The following is a 10195-nucleotide window of genomic DNA, read 5'->3' as shown; positions in this document are numbered from 1 at the left end:
GCCGCGTTCTATAAGGAGAATACTTTCATGCGTATCGGACTTGTCGGTTACGGCCATGGCGGCCGGTTTTTCCATGCTCCGCTGATCAGCAGTTTGCCGGCGGCGACGTTTGTGGGCGTGGTCACCCGTTCCGCCGAGCGCCGACAACTGCTGGCCACGGAACATCCCGGTGTGCCGGCCTTCGACAGCATTGGCCAACTGGTCGAAGCCGGGATTGATGTGCTGGTGGTGTCCACGCCGCTCAAAGGTCGTCCGGCGTTGGTGCTCGACGCCATCGAACACGGGGTGGCGGTGGTCAGCGACAAGCCGTTCGCCGCCGATACGCAGCAGGCGCAAACCCTGATCACCATGGCCGAGCGTCAGGGCGTGCATTTGAGCGTTTACCAGAACCGGCGCTGGGACTCGGATTTCCTCACCGTACGCAAACTCATCGAGTCCGGTGCCCTGGGCCAGGTCACCCGTTTCGAGTCGCGGATCGAACGCTACTCGCCACAGTCGGTGAACAACGGCAGCGGCGGTGGTTTCCTGCGTGATCTGGGCAGCCATCTGGTGGATCAGGCGCTGCTGTTGTTCGGCCCCGTCACCCGGGTTTACGCCGAACTGGATTACCTCGAAAAAGGCCAGACCTTCGACAACGGCTTCTTTATGTCCCTGACCCATGCCAGTGGCGTGATCTCGCACCTGAGTGGCAGTTGCCTGCAAAACACCCCGGGCCCGCGTTTTCGCGTGACCGGCACCCAGGGCTGCTACAGCGTCGATGGTCTGGACGGGCAAGAGGCGTCGACCCTGGCCGGGCTCACGCCCAAATCCGAGGGCGAGCGCTGGGGCGTCGAAGAGCATCGTCGCTGGGGCTGGTTCGAACAGGGCGAGGTGCGCGAGCGGGTGCCGTCCGAGCGAGGCTGCTGGAACCAGTTCTATTTGCAGCTACAAACCGCGTTACAGAGCGGTGGCCCACTGCCGGTCGAGGCCCGTGATGCACTGGCGACCACCCGCGTGCTAGACGCTGCGCGGCTCAGTTTCGAGCGCCATCAAGTGGTGGCGTTGAGCGCATTTGAAAGCCATGGAACAAAATCAGAATAAAATTCTAAAATGAGTTGATATAGAAATTATTTTCTAATAAAGTCGTTTCCAGGTTGCCGACTATCAACGTCCGATCACGCTCAAGCAGGCCTTGAACGAGTGAAGGACGCACCAAAAACAAGAAACAAAGCCAGGTACCGTCGATGAAAACCTTCAACTCTGCTCTGCATGCTTTACGTTCCGCGCTGCACCTCTCTCGCGACCTGCCTCGCGTCTCGTTTCATTCCGTCTCTCGCTTGCTTTGCGTCGAACGCAAGGGCGCCCTGGTCTGCTGCATTCCGGGAGCGCCGATAGTCCGCTTGCCCGCTTACTGAAATCGTCACGCCTTATCCATAAAACCAACAAGAATGTGGAGAAAGACCTTTCATGAAGACCAAGACCCGTTTCGCCTCACTCGCCTTGTCCCTGATGCTCGCCAGCGGTGCCGCACTCGCTGACATGAAGATCGGCGTCAGCATGGCGCAGTTCGATGACACCTGGCTGACCTATCTGCGCGAATCCATGGACACCAAAGCCAAGTCCTATCCTGATGGCGTCAAGCTGCAGTTCGAAGATGCGCGCAGCGACGTGGTCAGGCAGTTGAGCCAGGTAGAAAGCTTCATCAGCCAGAAAGTCGATGCCATTGTGGTCAACCCGGTGGATACCGCCGCCACCAAGAAAATTACCGAAGCGGCGGTCAAGGCCGGCATTCCGCTGGTGTACGTCAATCGCCGCCCCGATGACTTGAACCTGCCCAAAGGCGTGGTCACTGTCGCCTCCAACGATCTGGAGGCCGGTCAGATGCAGATGCAGTACCTGGCGGAAAAAATGGGCGGCAAGGGCGACATCGTGATTCTGCTCGGTGATTTGGCCAACAACTCCACCACCAACCGTACCAAGGGCGTAAAAGAGGTGCTGGCCAAGTACCCGAACATCAAGATCGAGCAAGAGCAGAGCGGCATCTGGTCGCGGGACAAGGGCATGACCCTGGTCAACGACTGGCTGACCCAGGGCCGCAAGTTCGATGCGGTCGTCTCCAACAACGACGAGATGGCGATTGGCGCGGCCATGGCCCTGCAGCAGGCGGGTGTCGCCAAAGGCAGCGTGCTGATCGCCGGTGTTGACGGTACGCCCGACGGTTTGAACGCGGTGAAGAAGGGCTCTCTGCTGGTTTCGGTGTTCCAGGACGCCAAGGGGCAGGCCGATGGTTCGGTCGACACGGCGGTGAAAATGGCCAGGAACGAGCCGGTCGAACAGGCCGTATGGGTGCCGTATCGCTTGATCACTTTGCAAAACGTTGACCAGTTCAAATAGTCCGTCCGTTCGATAACAACAATAAGCACGCAAGGTTGCGACGCGACCTTGCTGATGGAGTACCTGATCATGTTCGCTTCAGCGACTGCTTCGAGCCCCCCGTTGGTGGGTATCCAGCCAACCGCAACACCTGTCGATGAGCCGTACCTGCTGGAGATCATCAACGTCAGCAAGGGTTTTCCCGGTGTGGTGGCCTTGTCCGACGTACAGCTGCGGGTGCGTCCCGGTTCCGTGCTGGCGCTGATGGGCGAAAACGGTGCTGGCAAATCCACCCTGATGAAAATCATTGCCGGCATCTACCAGCCGGACGCTGGCGAGTTGCGCCTGCGGGGCAAGCCGGTGGTCTTCGAAACGCCACTGGCCGCGCTCCAGGCCGGGATTGCGATGATCCACCAGGAACTCAACCTGATGCCGCACATGAGCATCGCCGAGAACATCTGGATCGGCCGCGAGCAGCTCAACGGCCTGCACATGATCGATCACCGCGAAATGCACCGCTGCACCGCCAAACTGCTGGAGCGTCTGCGGATCAATCTCGATCCGGAAGAGCAGGTGGGCAACCTGAGCATCGCCGAACGGCAGATGGTCGAGATCGCCAAGGCGGTGTCCTACGACTCCGACATCCTGATCATGGACGAACCGACTTCGGCCATCACCGATAAGGAAGTCGCCCACCTGTTCTCGATCATTGCCGACCTCAAGAGCCAGGGCAAAGGCATCATCTACATCACTCACAAAATGAACGAAGTGTTCAGCATCGCCGATGAAGTGGCGGTGTTCCGCGACGGCGCCTACATCGGCCTGCAACGGGCCGACAGCATGGACGGCGACAGCCTGATTTCGATGATGGTCGGCCGCGAGCTGAGCCAGTTGTTCCCGGTGCGCGAGAAACCGATCGGCGATCTGTTGCTGTCGGTACGCGACCTCAAGCTGGACGGCATTTTCAAGGATGTCTCCTTCGACCTGCATGCCGGCGAGATCCTGGGCATTGCCGGGTTGATGGGCTCGGGGCGGACCAATGTCGCCGAGGCGATTTTCGGCATTACTCCGAGTGACGGTGGCGAGATCCGGCTCGACGGCGAGGTGGTGCGCATCACCGATCCGCACATGGCCATCGAGAAGGGCTTCGCGCTGTTGACCGAAGATCGCAAGCTCAGCGGCCTGTTCCCGTGCCTGTCGGTGCTGGAAAACATGGAAATGGCGGTATTGCCCCATTACGTCGGCAACGGCTTCATCCAGCAGAAAGCCCTGCGCGCGTTGTGTGAAGACATGTGCAAGAAGCTGCGAGTGAAAACGCCGTCGCTGGAGCAGTGCATCGATACCTTGTCCGGCGGTAATCAGCAGAAGGCGTTGCTGGCGCGATGGCTGATGACCAACCCGCGAATCCTGATTCTCGACGAGCCGACCCGGGGCATCGATGTCGGCGCCAAGGCCGAGATCTACCGGCTGATCTCGTACCTGGCCAGCGAAGGCATGGCGGTGATCATGATTTCCTCGGAACTGCCGGAAGTGCTGGGCATGAGCGACCGGGTCATGGTCATGCACGAGGGCGACCTGATGGGCACCCTCGACCGCAGCGAAGCGACCCAGGAACGAGTGATGCAACTGGCCTCGGGCATGTCCGCGGTTCACTAATGGATGCTGGCGGTGGCCATGGTTGCCGTCGATGACGCAATAGAAGGGTGAGTGGTTATGAACGCGATACTGGAAAACAAGCCTGCAATGGCACCGGTCAAGAGTCGCCGGCGCTTCCCGACTGAGCTGAGTATCTTCCTGGTACTGATCGGCATCGGCCTGGTCTTCGAGTTGTTCGGCTGGATCGTGCGGGATCAGAGCTTTCTGATGAACTCTCAGCGCCTGGTGCTGATGATCCTGCAAGTGTCGATCATCGGCCTGCTGGCAATCGGGGTAACCCAGGTCATCATCACCACCGGTATCGACCTTTCCTCGGGTTCGGTGCTGGCGCTGTCGGCGATGATTGCCGCCAGCCTGGCCCAGACCTCGGACTTTGCCCGGGCGGTGTTTCCGTCCCTGACGGACTTGCCGGTGTGGATTCCAGTGATCACCGGGTTGGGGGTGGGATTGCTGGCGGGGGCGATCAACGGCAGCATCATTGCAATCACCGGGATTCCACCGTTCATTGCCACCCTCGGCATGATGGTCTCGGCGCGCGGCCTGGCGCGCTACTACACCGAAGGTCAGCCGGTGAGCATGCTCTCGGATTCCTACACAGCCATTGGGCATGGCGCGATGCCGGTGATCATCTTTCTGGTGGTGGCAGTGATCTTTCACATTGCCCTGCGCTACACCAAGTACGGTAAGTACACCTACGCCATCGGCGGCAACATGCAGGCGGCGCGCACCTCCGGGATCAACGTCAAGCGGCATCTGGTGATCGTCTACAGCATCGCCGGGTTGCTTGCCGGCCTGGCCGGGGTGGTGGCGTCGGCACGGGCCGCGACCGGGCAGGCCGGGATGGGCATGTCTTATGAACTGGACGCGATTGCCGCGGCGGTCATCGGCGGCACCAGCCTGGCCGGTGGCGTTGGGCGCATCACCGGCACCGTGATTGGCGCATTGATTCTCGGGGTTATGGCCAGCGGCTTTACCTTTGTCGGTGTTGACGCTTATATTCAAGACATTATCAAGGGGCTGATTATTGTGGTGGCGGTGGTCATCGACCAGTACCGCAACAAGCGCAAACTCAAGCGCTAAGCCACACGAAACACGAAACTGCGCCACGCCTGACCCGCGTGGCGCAGCCGTTTGTCTTCTATATACAGCCGTTGGACTGAATTTCTTGCTATAAACGCACTCCGATAAGCGCCTCAAAGCTCGCCATAGAGCACTTTCAAGGCTTTGTCGGACAGATTTGCTGTCTTTTCAGTTGCTGAGGCCTCAAGTCGGCCTTAGACTGCCGCCCCTCGTAAATTGAGTGCCGGGTGGCGCTTGGAATAAACGGCGCCGTTCCAATGACCGCACAAGGCTCAACGGAACGCTCCCTAATTCGCCTTAATGCACGTTTTTTTATAGAGATATCAATGACAAAGGACAAGTTGCTGGCCATGCCGGCGGATGACTACATGAATGCCGAGCAACATGCTTTTTTCTCTGAGCTGTTGCAGAACATGAAAGTCGAAACCCATGAGCGCATCGAACAGAATCGCATCGCCATCGAGAGCCTGGACACCCCGGCCGATCCGGCTGACGCAGCTTCTGTCGAAGAAGAGCGCACCTGGCTGGTGAACGCGATCGATCGCGACCAGCGCATGCTGCCTCAGTTGGAACAGGCCCTGGAACGCATCAAGGAAGACAGCTTCGGCTGGTGCGATGACAGCGGCGAACCAATTGGCCTCAAGCGCCTGCTGATCAGCCCGACCACCAAGTACTGCATCGAAGCTCAAGAACGTCACGAGCAGATCGACAAGCACCAGCGTCAGGCCTGATTTCGTAGCGCCCCCATCGCGGGCAAGCCCGCTCCCACAGGTTCAGCACGGACTTTGTGGGAGCAGGCTTGCCCGCGATGCTTTTCGACGTCTGCGAAAAGCCGACGCACTTCTATTGATCTGCTGCAACCCCCCACTACTAACGGACCATAGATAATGGCCTTGTGGTGGCGTTTAATGCGGATACAACAATTAGAAGATGCCTGGGGTGACAAACGATGACGCGAGACGGGTCTCTGGCTGGGGCAGTGCCCGCAGCCGTACTTTTGCCGAAAAACCAGTGGCTCACGCCGACCCTGCAAAGCATCGCCCTGATGCTCTTGCTGTGTGGCATGGCATTGGCTGGCTGGTCGCTTTACCTTGGCCTGCCATTGGCCGTGCTGATCATCTGGCTGCCGCGCCTGCGTTCGCGCGCGCTCCCCGAGGCAACCCCAGAGGACAGCGCCAGCGCCATCGCCGGTTTGACTCGTGATCTTTCCTACACCACCAGTCATAACGCCTTGTCGGCTGCCGGCGTAGCCTTTTCGGTCAAGCAACTGGCCGACAAGCTGCAATCGCAACTCGGCGCCGCAGCACAGATTGTCAGCAGCGCTGAAGTGATGATCGCCACCGAACAGGTTACCTCGACACTCAGCCGGGAAGCCTTGAGCGCGGCCAGCGAAGCCCATCAGAGCAGCGCGGCAGGGCGTACGGAACTGATCGAGTCCATCGCGCGCATGCATCAACTCAGTCAGCGTGCCAGCAGCAGCCGCGAGTTGATCGAAGCCCTGAGCCTGCGCAGTGACGATATCCAGCGGGTCACGCTGGTGATCCAGTCCATCGCCAGCCAGACCAACCTGTTGGCGCTGAATGCGGCCATCGAAGCGGCGCGGGCCGGGGAACATGGTCGCGGGTTTGCGGTGGTGGCCGATGAGGTTCGTGGCCTGGCCGCGCGCACGGCGACGGCGACCGGCGAAGTCGGGGAGATGGTCGCTGACATTCAACAACGCACGGCGCAAGTTGTAGAGCAGATTCGTCAGTTGGCCAGCGACCTGAATACCGGCGTTGCGCAGGTCGAGCACACGGGGCAGCACCTGGAAAACATCGCGCGCCTGGCCGCCGGTGTTGAAAGGCAGGTCGGGGAAATCGCTCTGGGCGCGGACACTAATCGCGAACAACTCGACAGCCTGTTCCACGCCATCGAACAAATGCGCAGCGACCTGGCGATCAGTGACCAGCAAACCCAGCGCCTGGCCCAGGCGGCGGTGCAAATGGAAGGGCAGGCCGAAACCATCAGCGAACGCCTTGCCGAAGTCGGGCTGGATGACTATCACCAGCGGATTTACGACCTGGCCCGCGAAGGGGCAAGTCAGATTGCAGCGCGTTTCGAGGCGGATATAGACCAGGGGCGGGTCAGCCTCGACGACCTGTTCGATCGCAATTACCAGGCGATCCCCAACACCAGCCCGACCAAATACCAGACCCGCTTCGACCGTTACACCGATCAGGTCTTGCCGGCGATTCAGGAACCGTTGCTGCCGCGTCACGAAGGCCTGGTGTTCGCCATTGCCTGCACGCAGCAGGGGTATGTGCCGACCCACAACACCGTGTTCAGCCAGCCGCTGACCGGCGACGTGCAGGTCGATACCCTGCAAAACCGCACCAAGCGCAAGTTCGCCGACCGCACCGGGATTCGCTGTGGCAGCCACCAGCAGGCCGTACTGTTGCAGACCTACACCCGCGACACCGGTGAACTGATGCACGACCTCTCGGTGCCGATCATGCTCAAGGGTCGCCACTGGGGTGGATTGCGGTTGGGCTACAAACCGGAAAAGCCTCGCTGATAGCCTGACAATTGTTACCGCATATGCAACGAAGCTGTGCAGCGCCGTTGCTGTTTCCTCGCGGATGAACTCATTAACATGCCTGCATAGTTAGGTCGCTAATGAAATTCGAGAGGTCAGCATGCAAAGCAAAGTCGATGTCGCGGTCATGATTGGCAGCGGCGTGCCCGCCAGTTTGCGAGCGATGGGGCAGAGCGTCTGTTGGGTGGTGCTGCTCAATGGTGAACGCCGGGGGGCGGTGTTCTCCAGTCGCAATGAAGCCGAGGAGTGCAGGGCTGCCTGGTTGGCACAATTGAACGCCGAAATGCCCGACAGCCTGCATTGAGCCTCTTGGCTAGTGGATCTGGTGCATGCGCAGGTTCAGGTCGTCGACCACGTGCGCCCAATCGGCGTCTTCACGCAGTTGTTCCTTGAGGAAGCCGGCTTGTTGCGGGGTCCAGAACTCGGCATCGATGAGTTTCTTGTTATCGGGCAAGGGTGAATGCAGGGCAATGAAATCGTCGATGGCCTTTTCGCTGGAGTCCAGGCCGAGCTGGTCGAACAAGCCTTTCAAGTCATGTGTGGGTGAATCCATCTTCATCTCCTTGCAGATAATCAATCGCCTGGGGCGTGAGGTCTGAGGTGCGGCTTCATTGCATCTGAAGGCGCCGCGCGCCAGGGAGTTCGATAACGATGTCCAAAGCAGGGATGAGCATAGACTGCAAACCCGATGGTCAGCCCTTCAACGCACCCTCATCGACGGCAAGCTTCAGGGCTTTGGCGGATTCCTGGGCGGCAATCGTCGCGACTTCCGCAGTCTTGAACCAGCGATCCTTTTCAACCTGGTGATACGACACGGTGGTCAACGGCGGTTTGGCGCGCATGATAATGACTGCCTGGAATTCACCGTCGACCTCTCTGGCTTCGCCCCGGATAAAAAATTCACCGATATCAAATTCCGTCACGTAGCAGTCTTCCCTTTGAAATATTATGTTGTATTGAGCGCCGTCCACCCTGGGGACGGGTTTCATGGGGCGGGCAGTATGGCAGTAGTTGCCTGCCGGCGGCTGAGTTAAGTCGCCGGCGTGACGAAACGTCTATAGATGTGAATGCCGCAGGATGAGTCAGTTGCGAGACTCGAGCGAGCGGGCAAGGGCGCAGGCTTCGTTATGGTCGGCGCGGAAACCTCTGACACGTCCTGTGGATATTTCCCTGATGTGAAAAAAGGCGTTGCCGGCCAATACCACCTGAAAACGCGGGAGCAGATGCGCCTCAGGGAGGAAATCCTGCTGGCGGAGTACTATCGATTGCAGAAGTGACGAACTGTTTGTGTGGTGTGTGTGAGGCTGGGCGAAGTGAGTCAGTGTGCACATATGAAGTCCTTTTCGTGGTTTTACCGACGTGTGTACGTTGTTTTGGGTAGTCTCGGTGAGCATGGCTGCTCTAGAATCGCCGTCACTGGTTGGCGATTGCTGCCCATCTAAAGCAATTTTTTTCTGGCGATATGTCGGAAAAGTGCTTTTTTTAAAGAGATTTTTCCCTAAAGTTGGTAGTCAGGTTTTTCTGGCCGTCAGAAGGGCGTTTTCCTTCAACCTCTGACGACCGCCAGGCAAGACGACGCGGGGGATGTTCCAGTAATCTTCCCAAACCTCGCGATGAATGAGCCCTCTGCTCGTTCCAGGATTACGACCCGGGTCATTTGGCTAAACCTCGGCATTGCCGCTTTTTTCTGCTGTGCGCGTTTCCTGCGTGCGGCATCATTTTCAGATGTGGGGATGTTTCCTTGGCAGTAAGTAATCTCGATATGCATGCTTTGTTCGTACTGGGTGATTTGCGCGCAAAGCTGGTTAAACAGTTTCAGTCACGTTTCGTCTACATCACCGAACAGAACGCTGAAGGCATTTACATTGCCGAGATCGACACCGAAGCCGCGCTGGTGGTAGACGACAAGCCCGGGCTGAAACTCAAGGTCGGCGATCATTTCAGCGCTTCCGTATTGCCCAGCCGCGAAGGCGGCAAGCTGGACATCAAGTTCCGCGAAATCAAATTGACGGTGTACGGACTGGGGGATTACGCGTTCGTGACCACCGCGGACGGCCACGGCATCGTGTTCAAGGAAGGTCATAGTGTGGTGATGGTGTTTGCGGCCCACCAACAATTGCAGGAAGGCCTGACCAAGACACTGAAAGCCGTGACTGCCAAGGCCGCCAAGTGGCGCAAAGGCGAACTGGTGACCTTCAAGGCCAGCGAGTAATGACCCAGACCCGCGCCGATTTCCATGAGCAGAACCAGGCCAGTGCACATGCCGAGGCCCAGCGCCTGTTGGCTGAAAAGGCCGTTCTGCAGGGAGCCTGGCTGAGTTGGGTAGCGTCACAGATTTATATGTTGCGCCCGGCGGCGTACGCCAGCATGGTCAGAAGAGAGCTTGCGCGCTTGCAGGAACCTTCCGAAAAATAATCCTCGCCCCTCGAAAGCAGAAACCTCTACTACAGTCAGTTGACTGAGTATTCAGAGGCTTGCGGTCTTCTTTGTCAGGCCATCCTGCTATTGCTGTGAACAGCACGAGGTGCAAGA

12 protein-coding genes are annotated in these 10195 nt (G+C 58.7%); 9 read left to right on the top strand and 3 right to left on the bottom strand.

Going from position 1 to position 10195, the window contains the following annotated elements; genetic code table 11:
• Positions 1-27: 27 nt before the first annotated feature.
• The 7 genes from JUI81_RS28890 to JUI81_RS28860 all read left to right on the top strand — a co-directional run bounded on the left by JUI81_RS28890 (position 28) and on the right by JUI81_RS28860 (position 7967).
• On the top strand, positions 28-1080 hold the full coding sequence (locus JUI81_RS28890; RefSeq protein WP_019582687.1) for a Gfo/Idh/MocA family oxidoreductase: 1053 nt from the start codon (positions 28-30) through the stop codon (positions 1078-1080).
• A gap of 366 nt (positions 1081-1446) precedes the next feature.
• A complete protein-coding gene (locus JUI81_RS28885; RefSeq protein WP_019582686.1) occupies positions 1447-2373 on the top strand; it encodes a sugar ABC transporter substrate-binding protein in 927 nt (308 codons plus the stop codon).
• Between the two features lie 69 nt (positions 2374-2442).
• Positions 2443-4008 carry a sugar ABC transporter ATP-binding protein gene (locus JUI81_RS28880; RefSeq protein ID WP_019582685.1) on the top strand — a complete coding sequence of 522 codons (1566 nt, stop codon included), beginning with the start codon at positions 2443-2445 and terminating at the stop codon, positions 4006-4008.
• 57 nt (positions 4009-4065) lie between these two features.
• Positions 4066-5088 (top strand): ABC transporter permease, encoded by a 1023-nt coding sequence (locus JUI81_RS28875; protein ID WP_018928024.1) that lies wholly within the window; start codon positions 4066-4068, stop codon positions 5086-5088.
• Between the two features lie 326 nt (positions 5089-5414).
• Positions 5415-5819, top strand: a complete 405-nt coding sequence (locus tag JUI81_RS28870) for a TraR/DksA C4-type zinc finger protein (protein ID WP_007935965.1) — start codon at positions 5415-5417, stop codon at positions 5817-5819.
• 218 nt (positions 5820-6037) lie between these two features.
• The gene (locus JUI81_RS28865) at positions 6038-7642 is read left to right on the top strand and encodes a methyl-accepting chemotaxis protein (protein WP_028941028.1); all 1605 of its coding nucleotides are present in this window, start codon (positions 6038-6040) and stop codon (positions 7640-7642) included.
• A 121-nt stretch (positions 7643-7763) separates the two neighbouring features.
• Positions 7764-7967 carry a hypothetical protein gene (locus JUI81_RS28860; protein WP_204125508.1) on the top strand — a complete coding sequence of 68 codons (204 nt, stop codon included), beginning with the start codon at positions 7764-7766 and terminating at the stop codon, positions 7965-7967.
• A gap of 9 nt (positions 7968-7976) precedes the next feature.
• On the opposite strand, the gene JUI81_RS28855 is transcribed toward JUI81_RS28860, so the two are convergent.
• The 3 genes from JUI81_RS28855 to JUI81_RS31930 all read right to left on the bottom strand — a co-directional run bounded on the left by JUI81_RS28855 (position 7977) and on the right by JUI81_RS31930 (position 8994).
• Positions 7977-8216 (bottom strand): DUF2789 domain-containing protein, encoded by a 240-nt coding sequence (locus JUI81_RS28855; RefSeq protein WP_204125507.1) that lies wholly within the window; start codon positions 8214-8216, stop codon positions 7977-7979.
• A 139-nt stretch (positions 8217-8355) separates the two neighbouring features.
• Positions 8356-8586 (bottom strand): hypothetical protein, encoded by a 231-nt coding sequence (locus tag JUI81_RS28850; protein WP_018928020.1) that lies wholly within the window; start codon positions 8584-8586, stop codon positions 8356-8358.
• A gap of 159 nt (positions 8587-8745) precedes the next feature.
• A complete protein-coding gene (locus JUI81_RS31930; protein WP_081625793.1) occupies positions 8746-8994 on the bottom strand; it encodes a hypothetical protein in 249 nt (82 codons plus the stop codon).
• A gap of 410 nt (positions 8995-9404) precedes the next feature.
• On the opposite strand from JUI81_RS31930, the gene JUI81_RS28840 reads away from it, so the two are divergent.
• Together JUI81_RS28840 and JUI81_RS28835 are read left to right on the top strand one after the other, a co-directional pair.
• Positions 9405-9875 carry a hypothetical protein gene (locus tag JUI81_RS28840; protein WP_026286571.1) on the top strand — a complete coding sequence of 157 codons (471 nt, stop codon included), beginning with the start codon at positions 9405-9407 and terminating at the stop codon, positions 9873-9875.
• Positions 9875-10078 carry a hypothetical protein gene (locus JUI81_RS28835; RefSeq protein WP_007935975.1) on the top strand — a complete coding sequence of 68 codons (204 nt, stop codon included), beginning with the start codon at positions 9875-9877 and terminating at the stop codon, positions 10076-10078. Before JUI81_RS28840 ends, JUI81_RS28835 begins: the two co-directional genes overlap by 1 nt.
• Positions 10079-10195 lie beyond the last annotated feature (117 nt).

The sequence above is a fragment of the Pseudomonas sp. 008 genome (assembly GCF_016861935.1).
Classification (GTDB): Bacteria; Pseudomonadota; Gammaproteobacteria; order Pseudomonadales; family Pseudomonadaceae; genus Aquipseudomonas.
This window is presented reverse-complemented; position numbering and strand designations above follow the sequence as displayed.

Bases quoted from the DNA above. Each gene is read 5' to 3' on its own strand.
- JUI81_RS28890 (WP_019582687.1), top strand. From the start codon at position 28: ATGCGTATCGGACTTGTCGGTTACGGCCATGGCGGCCGGTTTTTCCAT.
- JUI81_RS28885 (WP_019582686.1), top strand. From the start codon at position 1,447: ATGAAGACCAAGACCCGTTTCGCCTCACTCGCCTTGTCCCTGATGCTC.
- JUI81_RS28880 (WP_019582685.1), top strand. From the start codon at position 2,443: ATGTTCGCTTCAGCGACTGCTTCGAGCCCCCCGTTGGTGGGTATCCAG.
- JUI81_RS28875 (WP_018928024.1), top strand. From the start codon at position 4,066: ATGAACGCGATACTGGAAAACAAGCCTGCAATGGCACCGGTCAAGAGT.
- JUI81_RS28870 (WP_007935965.1), top strand. From the start codon at position 5,415: ATGACAAAGGACAAGTTGCTGGCCATGCCGGCGGATGACTACATGAAT.
- JUI81_RS28865 (WP_028941028.1), top strand. From the start codon at position 6,038: ATGACGCGAGACGGGTCTCTGGCTGGGGCAGTGCCCGCAGCCGTACTT.
- JUI81_RS28860 (WP_204125508.1), top strand. From the start codon at position 7,764: ATGCAAAGCAAAGTCGATGTCGCGGTCATGATTGGCAGCGGCGTGCCC.
- JUI81_RS28855 (WP_204125507.1), bottom strand. From the start codon at position 8,216: ATGGATTCACCCACACATGACTTGAAAGGCTTGTTCGACCAGCTCGGC.
- JUI81_RS31930 (WP_081625793.1), bottom strand. From the start codon at position 8,994: ATGTGCACACTGACTCACTTCGCCCAGCCTCACACACACCACACAAAC.
- JUI81_RS28835 (WP_007935975.1), top strand. From the start codon at position 9,875: ATGACCCAGACCCGCGCCGATTTCCATGAGCAGAACCAGGCCAGTGCA.